Consider the following 16,991-nt stretch of genomic DNA (forward strand, 5'->3'; position numbering starts at 1 on the left):
TTCATCGAACATGCCATGCTCTACACGGGCCGATACTCTCCGAACACCTGCCGGAGCACGCCGCAAATCTCTCCGATCGTCGCATAGCTGCGCACGCAGTCCAGGATGAGCGGCATCAGGTTTTCGCTGCCTTCCGCCCCTTGCTTCAGGCGATTGAGCGTTTGCTCGACACGCTCCCGGTCACGCCGAGCCCGCAGCGCATCCAGCCTCTCTTTCTGCTTGCGGCCAAGGGTGGGATCGACGCGCAGCAGTTCCGGCTGGGGTTCGTTTTCCAGCTTGAAGCAGTTCATGCCGACGACCAGTTCCTCCCCGCTTTCGATCCGCCGCTGCGTTTCGTATGCCTGCTTGTGAATCTCCCGCTGCATGTAGCCGGCTTCCACGGCAGCCACCGCTCCGCCCATTTTTTCGATCTTCTCCAGGTATGCAAGCGCTTTGTACTCAATCTGATCGGTCAGGTACTCCACATAGTAGGAACCGGCGAGCGGGTCAACGGTATCGGTCACGCCGCTTTCGTACGCAATGATCTGCTGGGTCCGCAGGGCGATGCGCGCCGACTCCTCCGTCGGCAGTGCCAGGGCTTCGTCGCGCGAGTTGGTGTGCAAGCTCTGCGTGCCGCCCAGGACGGCCGCCAGCGCCTGGATGGTGACGCGGACGATGTTGTTGTCCGGCTGCTGGGCGGTCAGGGTGGAGCCGCCGGTCTGCGTATGCACGCGGAACTGCCACGACTTCGGATTCTTCGCGCCGTACCGCTCCCGCATCAGCCGCGCCCACATGCGGCGGGCTGCCCGGAATTTGGCGATCTCTTCAAAGAAGTTGTTGTGGCCGTTAAAGAAGAACGACAATTGCGGGGCAAAGCGGTCGATATCCAAGCCGGCCTGCAGCGCTGCTTCCACATAGGCGATACCGTCCGCCAGCGTAAACGCCACTTCCTGCACGGCAGTGGACCCCGCTTCCCGGATGTGATACCCGCTGATGCTGATGGTGTTCCATTTCGGCACATGCTCGGCGCAGTAGGCAAAAATATCGGTGATCAACCGCATGGAAGGTTTCGGTGGGAATATATAGGTCCCTCTCGCAATATACTCTTTCAAAATATCATTTTGGATCGTGCCGGACAGCTTCTCCGAAGGCACCCCCTGCTTTTCTCCCACGGCGATGTACATGGCCAGGAGCACGGCAGCAGGAGCGTTGATCGTCATCGAAGTGCTGACCCGATCCAGCGGAATGCCTTCCAGCAGGATCTCCATATCCTCGAGGGAATCGATCGCTACCCCGACTTTGCCTACTTCGCCCGCCGCCATCGGATCGTCGGAATCGTAGCCGATCTGGGTAGGCAGGTCAAACGCAACGCTTAACCCGGTCTGTCCCTGCTCCAGCAGATAACGGAAACGTCGGTTGGTCTCCTCGGCCGAGCCGAATCCGGCGTACTGCCGCATCGTCCACAAACGTCCCCGGTACATATTGGGCTGCACGCCGCGAGTATAGGGATATTCGCCCGGCAGTCCAACCTTTTCCATGTAAGCGTCATCAATTTCTTTTGGCAGATAAAGGGGGGCTACCTCTATATCGGATGAGGTGGCAAAGCGAGACTTGCGCTCGGGGGCTTTGGCCAACCGTTCGGCCAACTGTTGTTGCCACTGCTGATAGAGTTGGGTAAAATCTTCTTTAGCCAAACGAACACACTCCTTCTTGTAGCGGTTCAACGCATACACTCTGGATACCATTCTAGCACAGCAGCGCCCATTTTCACACGCGCCATTTCTCTTTCTTTTGCACGTTTTCAAGGAGGTTGCATGATGAAACAATCGACCGTGGCAAAAATTCTGATTTTGCTGTTGGTCCTGGCCTTGATTCTTCCGACGGTATTTACGTTTCATCCTTAACGCTTGATTGACGAACAGCAGCAAAATCCCCCTCGCGCCGGAGGGGGATTTTGCTGTTTCCTTATTTATATACGCCGATGCTGGCTGTTTTCGCGTCCCAAACCACTTTGTAACCCAACCGATCGGTGATGAATCTGAGCGGAACCATCGGCATGCCGTTTTTCAATACGACAGCGGCTGGCAAGGTTGCCTCCGTTACTCCCACACGGGCCTTGTTGGAACCCACCGTGAGACGAATCACATTGGTGCCGCTGATAATGGCCACGGTGCTGTTGTTCCACTGGGTCGTCAATGCCAATCCATCTTTAAAGAACTGGGCCGGTACCATGGTGGTGCTGCCGTTTGCCAGATAAGGAGCGGCTGTCAGCGGGAAGGTCTTGCCTCCCTTGGTGAAATTGGCAACATTGAGTTTGATGCTCGCCGCATTCGCCGGCAGTGTCGTACCGGTAGAAGGCGTTGGCGTGGACGGCACGACCGCGCCGCCGATTCCCACCGGACGGGCAAACAGGATGCCTTTTTCTTTCGAGCTGTATACGCCGAACGTGTAGATGGTTTTTTGACCTGCCGTCACGATGTTGGCAGCCTGATTGATGACCACATTCACCCTAGTGCCGGCCGGAATATCCTGCGCGGGATAAATCGCAATGTTATTGCCGAGCACCGATACGTAGCTGGCCGGAATGCCGTTCACGGTTACATTGGCAGGCGCGATGTACGGCGGTACCTTGAAGCCGGCCGGAACCACGACAGTCAGGAAATCCTGCCCTTTGACGAGCGGCACGTTCACGCCGTTAATGCCGATGTTAATGCCGGTTGCCGCCCACAAATACGGTCTGGTCAAGGAGACGGTTGACGTGCTGTTGTCGACAGGCGTAGCCGGAACTGGCGCCGGTGTCGGCGTCGGTGCCGGTGCGACCACATTGGTGATGGTGAACTTCCTGGAAGTGATGGTCTTGCCATCCACCGTCATCTTCAGGTCATAGCTGCCCGGCGTTTTCGGGTTGGTGATCCACGCCGAGTAGGAAAACTCCACTTCGACATTGCTGCTGGAAGCCATGCTGTCCGAAGCCGTCACCCATACCTTGTTGCCCGATTTGTAGATTCTCTTCGCCGGTTTGCCGTTTACGGTCACATCCGAGGCGGTAAGAATGCCCGGGATCATGTCGGAAGACGGGAATTCCACGATCACATCATCGCCGCCATGAAGCTTCTTGCTCCCGAAGTCCGCCTCGAAGCTGTAGCTGGAGCGGGCACCTGCCGCCGTGTCAGACAGGGAGACAGAGAAGTCGGAGCTTGCACTCGAGCTGGAATCTTCGTCGATGGTGAACTCGTCGGACTCGTAGTCCACTCCGTCATAGGTGACGGTGATGGTGTAATCGCCGGCGTCCGGGTTGGTAATGCCGAAGTCCTCGGAGAAGGAGATTTCCAGGTAATCGTCGCCATCCACATCCTCCGGAATTTTCAATTCCACTTCGTCGTCGTCAATACGGATGTCATCCACTTCGTAGCCGTTGATCTCCACGTCTTCCGTGTCCACATCATCTTCGTCCGGCAGCATGTCGGCATCCGGGAAGGTGACCGTTACCCATTCTCCTTCTTGCAAATCGTCGCTGTCGCTGTCAAGGTCGAACTGATCCAGGTCGTAGCTGGAATTGGCCCCTTCCGTCTCATCGCTTAGGTCAACGGAGTAATCGCCGTCGCTACTGCTGTCACTGCCGTCGCCGATGGTAACCGTATCGTACTCCTCATCATCGTCATCATTGTCGGTATAGACGGTAACATCATAATCGTCGTCATCTTCCGGATTGATTACACCCGGAATGGTAACCTTGATGGTGTCTCCTTCGTCCAGATCCTCATCCACCTTGACGATGATTTCATTCGCATCGTCGTCAACCGTAATGCTTCTGTATTCCACATCGACATCTACATCATCTTCATCTACTTCGCTCAAATCAAAGTCGCTGTCAAAATTGATGTAAAACTTCTGCCCGGAGTCGAGTGGTTCATCTAGGGTGAATTTCACCTTGTATTCTACATCATCTTGTTCCGTATCGTAATCATCGGCCGTTACCTTCACATCACTGATCGCAAACGCTTGGGGAACAAGGGCGAACTGTGTGGAAATCACGGTGGCTGCGAGTACAACCGGAAGTAACTTTTTCTTTTCCATATGATCCTCCCATCTTATCAGTCTAACTGGCAGAAATCTTTTGAATGATTTCAGTCTACCATAAATAGAGAAACGAGGAAATGTTTTCGCATGTGTTTCACCAGATTGATCGGTTTTTGGCGAAACATTTCCATCACCCGCAGATTACAGGTACCCATTTACTATGACGCAGAGCCCAGGAAAAAGGTTACAGGCGAAACCCCAAAATTTTTCGACAAGGCGGTGCAGCGTTTCGGTGGATTAGAAAAACTCGGCTTGTCGCCCGGTCCTTATGGCGAAAGCCGAAGTTTTTCTTATACTTTCATCCTCTAACGCGTTAGCGAAATTAACTTTCTGAAAGTGCAACGAAAACCAAGGCCGATCGCGGACCTTGGTTTTCGTGCTTGTACCATCCCTATTGGGTAATGGTAAACGGCTTGGAAGTGATCGTCTTGCTGTCCAAGCTCATTTTCAATGTATAATTGCCGGCTGTTTTCGGATTTTTGAGATTCGCATTGTAGGAGAATACCACTTTCACGTTTCTCGATGCCTGCTGCGTGGTGGATGCAGTCAAGGTGACGGTTTTGCCGGATACCTTGGCGCTTCTTACCTGCTTGCCATTGATGGTGATATTGTAGCGGGAGAGCGAGGACGGCAGCATATCGGCGCTCGGGAATTCAATTTTCAATTGTTTGCCCGCTTTGATCTGGCTGCTGCCGAAGTTTGCTTCAAAGGTGTAGCTGGAACGGGCACCCGCTTTGGAGCTGGAGAGCGAAACCGGGAAATCCGTGCTCTGTACCGGCTTTTTGATTTCAAACGGTTTGGACACATATTCGTAGTTATCGTATTCGACCTTGACGGTGTAATCGGTGTCGTGATCCGGATTTTCGATACCGAAGCTCTTGAAGAATTCGATTTCCAGGAAATCGTCGCCATCCGCGCTGTTCGGAATGCCAAGGATGACTTCTTTGCCCGAGATCGAGATATTTTTCACATCATGGCCGTTGATCGCCACATCCTCTTTATCGACATCCGCATCATCGGGCAGCATGTCGGCGCTCGGGAAGGTTACGACCACTTGGTCGCCCGCGTTCAGTTCATCGCTTTTGCGATCCAGATCAAACTCTTTGAGCAGATAGCCGGAAATATCGCCTTCATACGGACTGATGACCGACACGTCAAAGGCATCATCGATGGTATCCCCATCATCGTCGTCATCGTCATCATCGTCCTCTTCGATGGTGACGGTATCGTAATCATCATCGTCGTCATTATCCGTGTAGACATAGACATCGTAATCGTCCTCGTCATCCGGGTTGGTGATGCCGTCGATGGTCACCTTGATGGTGTCGCCCTCACTGTAATCTTCATCCACCGTGATCTCGACGACATTGTCATCCACATAGACGTCGTCCGGTTCCTCGCCGTCAACCTCCACGTCATTGGTGTCGAGATCATCAATCTCGAAGTCGCTGTCGAATTCCACATAAATGGTATCTCCGGCGTCAAAATCCTCGTCCAGGGTAAACTTAATGGTATACTCGGTCTCCTCTCCCGGATTGTAATCATCCGCCGTCACCCTTACGTCGGAGATGGCATGGGCGGCCGGCACATACGAGAAATGAGTGGCACTGAGAGCAGTTGCAAATAGTACAGGTAACAATGTGCTCTTTTTTTTCATAAAATACCTCCACTTTTTTCTAATTTACTAGACTTTTTTTCCAGCTATTAGACTACCATAAAACGAGAATAGAGGGAATGTTTTCGCAAGAATTTCTCTTTTTTTATCAAGAATTGACGAAATTCTCAGCTGGAAATCTCATAGCTCTCCAATAACTAAGACGAAAATCATGGGAAAATCGTTACACCTTCCGCCCAAAAATTTCCTCTCTGATGGAAAAACAAAAAAGCCCCCTTTCTTTGGCAGGCGCCATTGTCAGCCTGCCGCATGGGAGCATAAGGGGGCGGTCGTCCTGGTTTTTTGCCGTTATGGTGTGATGGTGAACGGTCGGGAGGTGATCTTGATGCCGCTCATCGTCATCTTCAGTTGATAGGTTCCCGGATTTGTCGGATTCTTCAGGTTGGCGGCACTGGTGAAGACCACCTTGACGACGCGCGAGCTTGGCACTCGGCTGGACGCTGTCAAGGTAACGGTACTGCCGGATACACTCACGTTCCTAGCCTGGAAGCCGTTTATCGTGATATTGAATCTGCTGAGCGAATCCGGGATCATGTCGGCGCTGGGGAACTCCACCTTCAGCTGCCTGCCCGCCTTGATTTGATCCTTTCCAAAGCTTGCCTCGAACGCATAGCTGGCGTGCGCCCCCGCCTTGTGGCTGGAGAGGGATACCGGGAAGTCCTTGCTGACGACGGCTGGCTGAATTGCAAACGCCTTTGATTCATACTCGTAACCGTCGTATTCCACGGTGATGGTGTAATTCGAGCCGTTTTTCGGGTTTGTGATGCCGAATCCCCGGAAAAACTCGATCTTCAAAAAGTCGTCGCCGTCAGCACGCCTCGGAACGCCGAGAATTACCCTGTTTTTGGCGATATCGATTCTGGATACATCGTAGCCATTGATGGTCACATCCTCGGTATCGACATCTCTCTCATCGGGCAGCATCGAGGAAGAGGGGAAGGTGATCTCCACGTCCTCCCCGCTTTCCAAATCATCGCTGCGGCTCTTCAGGTCAAAGGAGGAAAAGATATAACCGGCTTGATCGCCCTCAACCGGACTGGTCGGCGTCACCGTGAACACATTTTCTTCCGCGTCATCATCATCTTCCCTGATCTTGACGGTATCGTAATCCCTATCGTCGTCGTTGTCCGTTTCAACCCAGATCCTATAAGAACCTTCGTCATCCGGGTTGGTGATCCCGTCGATCGTCACTTCGATGGTGTCATCCTCGTCGTAATCCTCGCCCACTTCGATCTCGATCACATTGTCATCCACATAGACATCATCCGGTTCATCCCCGTCGACCTCCACATCGTCCGTGTCCAAATCTTCGTCAATCTCAAAATCGTCGTCAAATTCGATGTAGATATGGTCTCCATCGTCGAAATCTTCGTCCAGCCTGAATTCGATGGTATACGACGTTTCCTTCCCCGCGGTATCATCGTCAGCAGATGCCTTCATCTTCGAAATCGCCTGCGCGGCGGGGAGGTGGCTGAACTGCGCGATAACCAGCGCGAGCGCAAACAAAACCGGCAGCCATGGATTCCTTTTTTTCATAATGACCTCCTCACGAGTAAAATGTTTCTGATGCAACCGCTATCAGACGATGATGCTACGTGCAACGAAGGGATTTCCTACAGGCTTTTCCGGCTGAAAGTCTGATACCGGTTAAAAGATAAGACGTTTGAATCCATATTTTGTCACACAATTCCGCAAAAATTTTTCGTGCTCATCAGATCGACCAAGATGTTTCGCCGATGCAGGAGAAAGCGCCGAAGAATGCGTTTTTCCCTTTGTTTCAGGCAGCCGCGCGGAACGCTTCGCATGGCCATGTCAATGGCGGAAACAGGCAGATTCCGGATTTTTTGGATCATGGGAGCAAAATGTTCGGCCTTCAGATGGACTGCCAACCCCTTTGGCACTTTACAGCGAAAATGCGTCTGCTTCGGCAGGTGGCGGTTCCGTCCGTGTGTGCGCAGCCCCAACGCGCCATAAAACGCCTTTTCATGATCGATCAAATACCAGCTGTATTTGTCGGTGGGCGCATTGCGGTAGAGGATCAGGTTGCCCGCCGCCCGATCGGCATTGGCGATCCAGGTGTCAAACACAACCACCTGCCGAAGCAGTTCGAACTGATTCACATATTTCTCCGGATTGGCATGCACGTTCTCCCCCGCCATCCGCCAGGTTACGACTTCCCGGGCCGGCATCTTCCATGACACGATGCCGTACACATTTTTTCCGCGCTTCCCTTTCAATACCGCTGTGCGTACTTTTGCCGCAGGCAGTCCCAAGCGGTTGGCCAATGCGCGGGCGATGTATTCGCAGGCAACCGCCAGCCGGTACTGCTTTGGCCTTTTCTTACGGGTGAACCGAAAATACGCCTCCCTTCCGCGCTGATCTTCCACCAACCAGACCACCCGGCTTCCCTTTCTGCGCAAAAACGCTTTCCACCGCCATCGCAACCGCAGGACCCGACCATCCCTTTCCTGTAATTTCGAGCGGATGAGAAACGTGTATCCATTATCATTGTATGACGAAAAAATGACAAAAAACCAAGGTCCTGGGAAGAATGACCTTGGTTTTCCTGCTAACTTAATAGATTTTGGTTTCCGGACCGATGTTCTCGAGCTTCTGTTTGACGCTCTGGAGGAAACGGCCGCAGATCAGGCCGTCCAGCACGCGGTGATCCAGGGAGAGGCAGAGGTTGACCATGGAGCGGATGGCGATCATGTCGTTTACCACCACCGGGCGCTTGACGATTGCCTCCACGCTGAGAATGGCCGCTTGCGGCGCATTGATGATCGGCATGGACAGGACGGAGCCGAACGAACCGGTGTTGTTGACGGTAAACGTTCCGCCGCTCATGTCATCCACCGTCAGCTTGCCTGCGCGGGTGCGGGCGGCCAGATCCTCGATCGCCTTGGCCAGGCCGTAGATCGATTTCTGGTCGGCATCCTTGATCACCGGAACGTACAACGCATCTTCGGTGGCGACCGCGATGGAGATGTTCACGTTTTTCTTCACGATAATCTTGTCGCCCGCCCAGGTGGAATTGAGCATCGGATATTCCTTGAGCGCTTCCACGACCGCCTTGATAAAAAACGGCAGGAAGGTGAGGTTGACGCCTTCTTTGCGCTTGAACTCGTCTTTGATCTGGTTGCGGAAATTGACCAGATTGGTAACATCCACTTCCACCATCGTCCAGGCATGCGGTGCTTCGTGCTTGCTCTGCACCATGCGGGCGGCGATCGTTTTGCGCACCGGGGTCACCGGAATGACCTGATCGCCTGCCGCAACCGGAATATCGAAGGAGGCTGGGGCGGGAGCCGACGGTGCAGCCGGAGCCGCCTGCGCGACGGAAGCAGCCTGTGGGACGGAAGCGGCCTGCGGCTGTACCGGCTCGGCCTGCGCGCCTCCCTGTTCAATGAACTTCAAGACATCTTTGCGCGTGACGCGCCCTTCTGCGCCTGTTCCTTGCACGCGGGCCAGATCAATCCCGTGTTCCTGGGCGAGACGCATCACGGCCGGTGAATAGCGTTGTTTCGCGGCGCCAGCGGCTGCGGCAGGCGCGGGAGCGGCGGGAGCCTGGGCTGCCGCCGGGGCGGGAGCAGGTGCCGCTGCCGCTTCTTTTGCTTCCGCCGGTACGTCCGCCGCTGCCGAACCGCTTTCCTCAATGGAAAGAATATGGGTTCCGACGGCCACCGTCTCCCCCTCGGCCACGACAATCTCCGTGACCCGCCCCGACACGGTGGACGGCACTTCCGCATTCACCTTGTCCGTGGATACTTCCGCAAGCGGATCGTATTTGTTGACGGTATCGCCCACTTTCACCAGCCACCTGGTGATCGTGCCTTCCGTGACGCTTTCCCCGAGCTGGGGCATCAGCACTTTGGTTGCCATGAGTATCCTCCTTGCGATTAGAAGTACGCCAACTCGCGCATGGCTTCATACACTTTGTCAGGATTGAGCATGAAAAATTTCTCCAGTGGCGGACTGTACGGCATCGCCGGAATGTCCGGACCCGCCAGGCGCTTGATCGGCGCATCCAAGTCAAAGAGGCAGTGTTCGGCAATAATCGCCGCCACTTCTCCGCCGATGCCGCCTTCCTTGTTATCCTCGTGGATGATCAACACCTTGCCTGTCTTGGAAGCCGCCTCCACGATTGCTTCCTTGTCCAGCGGGTAGAGGGTGCGCAGATCGAGGATATGCGCGCTGATGCCTTCCTGGGCCAGTTTTTCCGCCGCCTGCAGCGCGAAATGAAGCGTCAGGCCGTAGGAGATGACCGTGATATCCGTTCCTTCCCGCTTCACGTCCGCCTTGCCGATCGGCAGCACATAATCGTCCTCCGGCACTTCCCCTTTGATCAGGCGATAGCAGCGCTTATGCTCGAAAAAGAGCACCGGGTCGTTATCGCGGATGGCCGCTTTCAACAAGCCCTTGGCATCGTAAGGCGTGGAGGGGGCCACGATTTTCAGGCCCGGGGTGCTGTTGAACATCGCCTCCACGGATTGCGAGTGATAGAGCGCACCGTGCACCCCGCCGCCAAACGGTGCGCGGATGGTTAACGGGCAGTGCCAGTCGTTGTTGGAACGGTAGCGCATCTTGGCCGCTTCGCTGACGATCTGATTCACCGCGGGCATGATGAAGTCGGCAAACTGGATCTCCGCGATGGGACGCATCCCGTATGCTGCCGCACCGATAGCCACACCGACGATCGCCGATTCGGCGAGCGGCGTATCGATCACCCGCTCCTCTCCAAATTCCTCGATCAAACCGGCGGTCGCGCGGAATACGCCGCCGCGCACGCCGACGTCCTCGCCGAGCACAAACACGTTGGGATCGCGGCGCATCTCTTCCCGCATCGCCATGGTAACCGCATCGATAAATGAAATGACTGCCATGATCGTTCCCCCTTATTCGCCGTACACATGCAGCAGCGCCGATTCCGGAGCCGCATACGGCGCGTTTTCCGCATATTCCGTCGCTTCGTCCACTTCCTGCTGCACGCGTTCCGCTATGGCTTGTTCCTGCGCTTCATCCATAACCCCGCACTCCTTCAAGTACTGGGCAAAGAGGAGGATCGGATCTTTCTTCTTGGCCTCTTCCACTTCTTCACGCGTCCGGTAGGTGCGGTCGTCATCATCGCTGGAGTGCGGCACGAGACGGTACATGACCGCTTCGATCAAGGTCGGCCCTTCGCCGCGCAGCCCGCGTTCGCGCGCTTCTTTCACCACCCGGTAGACTTCAATCGGATCGTTGCCGTCCACGCGCACCCCTTTGAAACCGTAGCCGATGGCGCGATCCGCCACGCTTTCGCACGCCAGCTGTTTCTTCAGGGGCACGGAAATCGCGTACTTGTTGTTTTCACAGAAGAAGATGACCGGCAGCTTGTGCACTCCAGCGAAGTTGGCCCCTTCGTGGAAGTCCCCCTGGTTGCTGGAACCTTCGCCAAACGAGGTGTACACGACAAAATCCTTCTTCTGCATCTTGCCGGCAAGCGCAATGCCCACCGCGTGCGGAACCTGCGTCGTCACCGGGCTCGAGCCTGTGAGAATGTTCCATTTCCTGCCGCCGAAATGCCCCGGCATCTGCCGGCCGCCGCTGTTGGGATCCTCCGGCTTGGCAAACGCGGACAGCATGCAGTCGCGGGCCGTTTGCCCGAAAACCAGTACGAGACCGAGGTCCCGATAATACGGGCAGAGATAATCATGCCCTTTTTGCAGGGCGAAAGCGGCACCCACCTGGGCCGCCTCCTGACCCTGGCAGGAGATGACAAAGGGCACCTTGCCCGCGCGGTTCAGCAGCCATTGCCGTTCATCGATCTTGCGGGCGAGCAGCATGTAATAGTACATGTCCAGCACTTGCTGATCCGTCAAACCTGCTTCTTCGTGACGTTTTGTTGTCGTCATCGCCATTCCTCCCGTTCGGACTTTATGAATGAATCGCCAAGCCATCTACCGCCAGCGCCGCTTCCGCGATCGCTTCCGCGAGTGTCGGATGCGGATGAATGGTGTGGGCAATCTCCCAGGGAGTGGCGTCCAGCACACGGGCCAAACCGGCTTCGGAGATCATGTCGGTCACATGCGGCCCGATCATGTGCACGCCCAGCAGATCGTTTGTCTTCCCATCCACCACCAGCTTGACAAACCCGTCGTTTTCCCCGTGTACGAGTGCTTTCCCCAATGGCTTGAAGCTGAATTTGCCCGTTTTCACTTCATAGCCTTGCTCTTTGGCCTCCGCCTCGGTCAGGCCAACGCTGGCCACTTCCGGACGGCTGTAGGTGCATTTCGGCACCTTGGTATAATCCATGGGATGGGGATGCAGTCCCGCCATGTGCTCGACCGCGAGTATCCCTTCATGGGAGGCAACATGGGCGAGCTGCAGGCCGCCGATCACATCGCCGATGGCGTAGATGTGCGGCTCAGCTGTCTGGAAGTGCTCGTTGACCACGATGACGCCGCGCTCCACTTTTACTTCCGTCGCTTCTAGCCCCAGGTTCTCCACGTTGGCTTGGCGGCCGACGGACACCAGCATTTTCTCAGCCGAGAAGCTTTGCACCTCCCCGTTCACTTCCGCTTGGACCGTTACCTGACCGTCTGACTTCGCAACGCTGTCGGGCAGCACCTTGGCCCCCGTCACGATATTTACTTTTCGTCTCTTTAACAGACGGGCCAACTCTTTGCTTACCTCTTCATCCTCAAATGGCAGGATGCGGTCCGCATATTCCAGCACCGTCACCTGCACCCCAAAGTCATTCAGGAGAGACGCCCATTCGATCCCGATGACGCCGCCGCCCACGATGATGATGGATGAAGGCAGGGAAGCCAGCTCCAGCGCTTCATCGCTGGTGATCACATATTCGCCGTCGATCGCAAGACCCGGCAGCGTCCGCGGGCGCGAACCAGTTGCCAGCAGCAGAAAGCGGGGCACGATAATCTCCTGATCGCCGTTCTCCTTCTCGATCCGGACCGCTCCCGCCTGCGGCGAGAAGATGGAAGGCCCCATCACGCGGCCAAACCCGTGAAACACCTGGATTTTCCCTTTGCCCATCAGGTATTGGACACCCTTGTGCAGTTGATCGACGATCGCCTGTTTGCGGGCCTGTACCTTGCCAAAATCGTAGCCGATGTTGTCGGCAAGAACGCCGTATTTGTCTCCTTCTTTCAGGGTCGCGTACACCTCGGCGCTCCTCAGCAGCGCTTTGGATGGGATGCAGCCGCGATGCAGGCAGGTGCCCCCCAGTTTATCCTTTTCGACGACGGCCACCTTCATGCCGAGTTGCGCCGCGCGAATCGCCGCCACGTATCCGCCTGTCCCCCCTCCGAGGACAACGAGATCGAACTCTTGGGACATGGTTCCATTCTCCTTTTCTAGCAAGCTGGGAACTGCAAACACGCAAGAAATGCAGAGCACAGGGGGAGGCCCGGGCGAATTGTCGCCCAGGCACCCGCGCACTGCCCCACTAGCCTATCATACCATGTTTCACTTGCTTAACACGGACTTTCCGTCTTTCAGGAACATGCTTCGCGATTTGGCGACCCGCGCAATCCGCTCTTCCGCCATGCGGTCGGCCGCTTTGTACGACGGGATGCCGTCCCGCTCGGCGATTTCGAACACCCGCAGGATGTTATCATAGATGGTTTCCACCTTTTTCAGCGCACGTTCGCGGTTGTAGCCCTGCAGCTCGTCGGCCACATTGATCACGCCGCCCGCATTGATCACATAGTCGGGGGCGTAGATCAGCCCCATCTCATGGATGATGTCGCCGTGCCGGTCTTCTTTCAACTGGTTGTTGGCCGCACCGGCGATCACTTTCGCCTTCAGCAGCGGAATCGTGTCATCGTTAATGACGGCGCCAAGGGCACAGGGAGCGAAAATATCGCAGTCCACGCTGAAAATCTCATGGACACCGACCGCCTTCGCACCGAAATCCTGCACGGCCCGGTTCATGTTCTCTTCATTGATGTCCGTCACGATCAGATGTGCGCCTTCCTCATGCAGATGCTTGCACAGGTTGTAGGCCACGTTGCCCACGCCTTGGACGGCGACCACCTTGCCCGACAGGTTATCGCTGCCAAACGCCACCTTGGCGGCCGCCTTCATCCCGCGGTATACTCCGTACGCAGTGACAGGGGAGGGATTGCCGCTTGAGCCGAATGCGGGGGAAACCCCGGTCACATAGTTGGTTTCCAGATGGATCAAATCCATGTCCGCCACGGTGGTCCCCACGTCTTCGGCGGTGATGTAGCGGCCGTTCAGACCCTGGATGAAGCGGCCAAACGCCCGGAACAGGGCCTCGCTCTTGTCTTTTTTCGGATCGCCGATGATCACCGCTTTGCCGCCGCCGATATTCAGGCCGGCTGCGGCGTTTTTGTAGGTCATGCCCCTGGCCAGCCGCAGCGCGTCGATAATGGCGTCTTCTTCCGATTGATATGTCCACATCCGCGTACCGCCCAGCGCCGGGCCGAGCGTGGTGTCATGAATCGCAATGATCGCTTTGAGGCCGGAGTTTTCATCCTGGCAAAACACCAGCTGTTCATAATCATATTTCTGCAGGTAATCGAAAATCTTCATGGATAAAAACCTCCTGTATATTGTGGCGATACGTTATGGCAATACGCTACCATGCATCAGCCTTACTAGGGTTTGCTGGAAAAACAGCCGCTATGTAACCATGCAAAAGATGTGCCAAAGAGAGGCAGTTATGAAAGCGCTTTATTTCTTCATCTTTGCCTCCTCCCCCCAAATAAAAACATGCAAATTTTTGCGCATCCATGCAAAAATTTGCATGCAAAATCTTTCTTAATGTTCTCCCTGGGAAACCTGATCGCCGATTCCCAGCCGTTCCAGCTTGTAATACAGGCTGCGGATGGAGATCCCCAGCCTTTTGGCTGCTTCCGTCCGGTTTCCTTTGGCCGCCGCCAGTTCCCGCAGGATGTGAACGCGCTCCGCTTCCTCCAGCGCCTGTTTCAGGGTCAGGCCTGTCGACGGAACTGCCTGCGGCCCCCCGCCTTCATTCCCCATCTTGCGTTCCAGGGGAGGCAAATGATTGGGAAGGATGACCGTTTCATGAAATTTCATGTGGATCATGGCCCGCCCGAGAACATTCTCCAGCTCCCGCACATTGCCCGGCCAGTGGTAGGCGCGCAGAATCCGCAGCGTCTCTGGCGCGATCCGCTCCACATTGCGGCCGTATTCCAGATTAAATTTGCGCAAAAGATGCTGGGACAGCGGTTCGATGTCTTCCAGCCGCTGGCGGAGCGGCGGAATATGGATGGGGATTACATGCAACCGGTAATACAAATCTTCACGGAATTTCCCCGCCTGGATCGCCGATTCCAGATTGACGTGGGTGGCGGCTATCACGCGGACATCGACGGGGATGGCCTTGCTGCCGCCGACGCGCACGATCTCCCGCTCCTGCAGCACCCGCAGCAGCTTGGCCTGCATGCTCATCGACAGTTCCCCGATCTCATCAAGGAAGATGGTCCCGCCGCTCGCCTCTTCGAACAACCCCCGCTTCCCGCCCCGGCGCGCTCCCGTAAAGGCTCCCTCCTCATAGCCGAACAATTCGCTCTCCAGCAGGGATTCCGCAATGGCCGCGCAGTTGACGCGGATAAACTGGTTGTATTTGCGCTCGCTTCCATTATGGATCGCGTGGGCGAACATCTCCTTGCCGGTTCCCGACTCCCCGCGCAGCAGGACGGTCGCCGGTGTCAGGGCCGCTTTCCGGGCCTGTTCGATCGCTGATTTCATCGGTTCGCTCTCCCCGATGATATGTTCAAACGTATATTTGGCTTCCAGGGTGCGAATGATGCGCCGCGCTTTTTCCAACTCTTCGCTCAACGTCTTGAATTCGGAAATATCGTGGATGACGCCGACACTGCCTTTTAACACGCCGTCCACCATCACCGGCGCCACGTTGACCACGACGTCCTTCCGCTTCGGGCCCAGCTTCATCGGAACGCCGCGCACCGGTTTTTTCGTCTTCAGCACCTGCATGTGCATGCTTTCGCCTTCGGAAATGTCGACGGTGGCCGGCTTGCCAATCACATCTTCTTCCGTCAGGCCCGTCAAGCGGGTGTAGGCCGGATTGATCAGCAGGCCGATCCCATTCGCATCCACGACGGAGATCGCTTCGTCGGAGGAATGAATGATTGCCTGCAGCATGCTTTTCAATTCCTTCAGATCCGTTACCTCTTCCGCAAGGGTCATGATCTCCGTGATATCGCGGAAGATGGCCACCGCCCCGATCACTTCTCCCTGTTCGCTGCGGACGGGAACGCGATTGGTGATGATGCGTGTCCGGTTCGGCAGGACCTGCTCCTGATTCAATTCGGGCTGTCCCGTCTGCAGGACGATATGCAGCCTCGTGTTGGGGATGCTGTGCTCCGCCAGGGTGCCGAGCACCTCCTTGGCCCCGATGCCCATCAGCCGCTCCGCCGCCTTGTTGAACAGGGTAATGATCCCCTGGCTGTTGACGGCGATAATGGCGTCGTGGGTGGAGTTCAGCATGGTCTCATACTCCCGCTTGCTCTGCGAGAGGCGGGTGATCAGCTCATCCCGCTCCTGGATCAGGCTGATCACCATACCGGTAAACGACCCCGGGACCAGAACGGTTTTCGGCTGTTTCAACCGGAGAATCTCCGCATAGGTCTCCCTGTCCCCGGTCAGCTCCAGGATGATGTCGATATCGTGCTGCAGATAAGGATGGTAGTCCGTGCCCACTTCAATGCCAAGCGATTTGGCCAGCGCGATACCGGGCGCATCCTCCCGGGCATCCGTCACGGCTACCACGCGGATCTGCTCCATTTTGGCAAACACCTGCAACAGCGCCGTTCCTACCCTGCCCGCGCCGATGATGAGAAGCTTGTGCATGACCCATCCTCCTTATTGATGGAACCCCAAGTCCTGTCCTTTATTTTATCTCATTTTCTTCGTTGGACAAGTGCGCCTCCATCCATTATCATGTTTGGAGAAAAACCTAAAGGAAGTGTGTCTTGCATGCTCGGGCAAAAAATCGTGGCCCTGCTGATCATGCTGATCCCCGCCGCCATCGCCGTATACGGCATCAAGCTGATGCGCGACGCGTTCTTTCTCATGTTTAATCCGGCGATCGGCTTTCTGTGGGGCAAATTCCTGCTGGGATTCGTCCTGTTTGCCGTTCCGGTCACGTTTATCGGCGGCTTTATCCTGCACCATGACCGCAAGCGGAACCGCGTGCAGCCCCGCTTCATGAAGCGGGAGGATGAAGAGGAGTAAGAGGCACTAAAAA

Annotated in this window: 12 protein-coding genes; 1 reads left to right on the plus strand and 11 read right to left on the minus strand. The window is 55.8% G+C overall.

Going from position 1 to position 16,991, the window contains the following annotated elements:
• Positions 1-20 precede the first annotated feature (20 nt).
• From G3578_RS05685 to G3578_RS05735, 11 genes are all read right to left on the minus strand, one after another.
• Positions 21-1,673 (minus strand): acyl-CoA mutase large subunit family protein, encoded by a 1,653-nt coding sequence (locus G3578_RS05685; RefSeq protein WP_165209824.1) that lies wholly within the window; start codon positions 1,671-1,673, stop codon positions 21-23.
• 271 nt (positions 1,674-1,944) lie between these two features.
• A complete protein-coding gene (locus G3578_RS05690; RefSeq protein ID WP_165209827.1) occupies positions 1,945-4,056 on the minus strand; it encodes a copper amine oxidase N-terminal domain-containing protein in 2,112 nt (703 codons plus the stop codon).
• 394 nt (positions 4,057-4,450) lie between these two features.
• Positions 4,451-5,716, minus strand: coding sequence for a hypothetical protein (locus G3578_RS05695; protein WP_165209831.1), 1,266 nt, complete (start codon positions 5,714-5,716; stop codon positions 4,451-4,453).
• A gap of 306 nt (positions 5,717-6,022) precedes the next feature.
• On the minus strand, positions 6,023-7,270 hold the full coding sequence (locus G3578_RS05700) for a hypothetical protein (RefSeq protein WP_165209834.1): 1,248 nt from the start codon (positions 7,268-7,270) through the stop codon (positions 6,023-6,025).
• A 143-nt stretch (positions 7,271-7,413) separates the two neighbouring features.
• Positions 7,414-8,121 (minus strand): HipA family kinase, encoded by a 708-nt coding sequence (locus G3578_RS05705; protein ID WP_165209837.1) that lies wholly within the window; start codon positions 8,119-8,121, stop codon positions 7,414-7,416.
• Between the two features lie 187 nt (positions 8,122-8,308).
• Entirely contained in the window at positions 8,309-9,616 is a 1,308-nt protein-coding gene (locus tag G3578_RS05710) for a dihydrolipoamide acetyltransferase family protein (RefSeq protein WP_165209840.1), read from the minus strand.
• Positions 9,617-9,633: 17 nt separating this feature from the next.
• A complete protein-coding gene (locus G3578_RS05715) occupies positions 9,634-10,617 on the minus strand; it encodes an alpha-ketoacid dehydrogenase subunit beta (protein ID WP_165209843.1) in 984 nt (327 codons plus the stop codon).
• Positions 10,618-10,629: 12 nt separating this feature from the next.
• Positions 10,630-11,631 (minus strand): thiamine pyrophosphate-dependent dehydrogenase E1 component subunit alpha, encoded by a 1,002-nt coding sequence (locus G3578_RS05720; protein WP_165209846.1) that lies wholly within the window; start codon positions 11,629-11,631, stop codon positions 10,630-10,632.
• A gap of 16 nt (positions 11,632-11,647) precedes the next feature.
• A complete protein-coding gene (lpdA, locus tag G3578_RS05725) occupies positions 11,648-13,069 on the minus strand; it encodes a dihydrolipoyl dehydrogenase (protein ID WP_165209849.1) in 1,422 nt (473 codons plus the stop codon).
• 129 nt (positions 13,070-13,198) lie between these two features.
• On the minus strand, positions 13,199-14,290 hold the full coding sequence (bcd, locus tag G3578_RS05730) for a branched-chain amino acid dehydrogenase (RefSeq protein ID WP_165209852.1): 1,092 nt from the start codon (positions 14,288-14,290) through the stop codon (positions 13,199-13,201).
• A gap of 228 nt (positions 14,291-14,518) precedes the next feature.
• A complete protein-coding gene (locus tag G3578_RS05735) occupies positions 14,519-16,594 on the minus strand; it encodes a sigma 54-interacting transcriptional regulator (RefSeq protein WP_165209855.1) in 2,076 nt (691 codons plus the stop codon).
• Between the two features lie 126 nt (positions 16,595-16,720).
• Here G3578_RS05735 and G3578_RS05740 point away from each other — a divergent pair, with 126 nt between their 5' ends.
• Positions 16,721-16,978, plus strand: a complete 258-nt coding sequence (locus G3578_RS05740; RefSeq protein ID WP_165209858.1) for a DUF2627 domain-containing protein — start codon at positions 16,721-16,723, stop codon at positions 16,976-16,978.
• Positions 16,979-16,991 lie beyond the last annotated feature (13 nt).

It is taken from the genome of Brevibacillus sp. SYP-B805 (assembly GCF_011059135.1).
GTDB lineage: Bacteria > Bacillota > Bacilli > Brevibacillales > Brevibacillaceae > Brevibacillus_F.

What these genes read in the sequence shown, in the direction of transcription:
- G3578_RS05710 (WP_165209840.1), bottom strand. Translation starts at nt 9,616, where the DNA reads ATGGCAACCAAAGTGCTGATGCCCCAGCTCGGGGAAAGCGTCACGGAA.
- G3578_RS05720 (WP_165209846.1), bottom strand. Translation starts at nt 11,631, where the DNA reads ATGGCGATGACGACAACAAAACGTCACGAAGAAGCAGGTTTGACGGAT.
- G3578_RS05700 (WP_165209834.1), bottom strand. Translation starts at nt 7,270, where the DNA reads ATGAAAAAAAGGAATCCATGGCTGCCGGTTTTGTTTGCGCTCGCGCTG.
- bcd (WP_165209852.1), bottom strand. Translation starts at nt 14,290, where the DNA reads ATGAAGATTTTCGATTACCTGCAGAAATATGATTATGAACAGCTGGTG.
- G3578_RS05690 (WP_165209827.1), bottom strand. Translation starts at nt 4,056, where the DNA reads ATGGAAAAGAAAAAGTTACTTCCGGTTGTACTCGCAGCCACCGTGATT.
- G3578_RS05695 (WP_165209831.1), bottom strand. Translation starts at nt 5,716, where the DNA reads ATGAAAAAAAAGAGCACATTGTTACCTGTACTATTTGCAACTGCTCTC.
- lpdA (WP_165209849.1), bottom strand. Translation starts at nt 13,069, where the DNA reads ATGTCCCAAGAGTTCGATCTCGTTGTCCTCGGAGGGGGGACAGGCGGA.
- G3578_RS05735 (WP_165209855.1), bottom strand. Translation starts at nt 16,594, where the DNA reads ATGCACAAGCTTCTCATCATCGGCGCGGGCAGGGTAGGAACGGCGCTG.
- G3578_RS05740 (WP_165209858.1), top strand. Translation starts at nt 16,721, where the DNA reads ATGCTCGGGCAAAAAATCGTGGCCCTGCTGATCATGCTGATCCCCGCC.
- G3578_RS05715 (WP_165209843.1), bottom strand. Translation starts at nt 10,617, where the DNA reads ATGGCAGTCATTTCATTTATCGATGCGGTTACCATGGCGATGCGGGAA.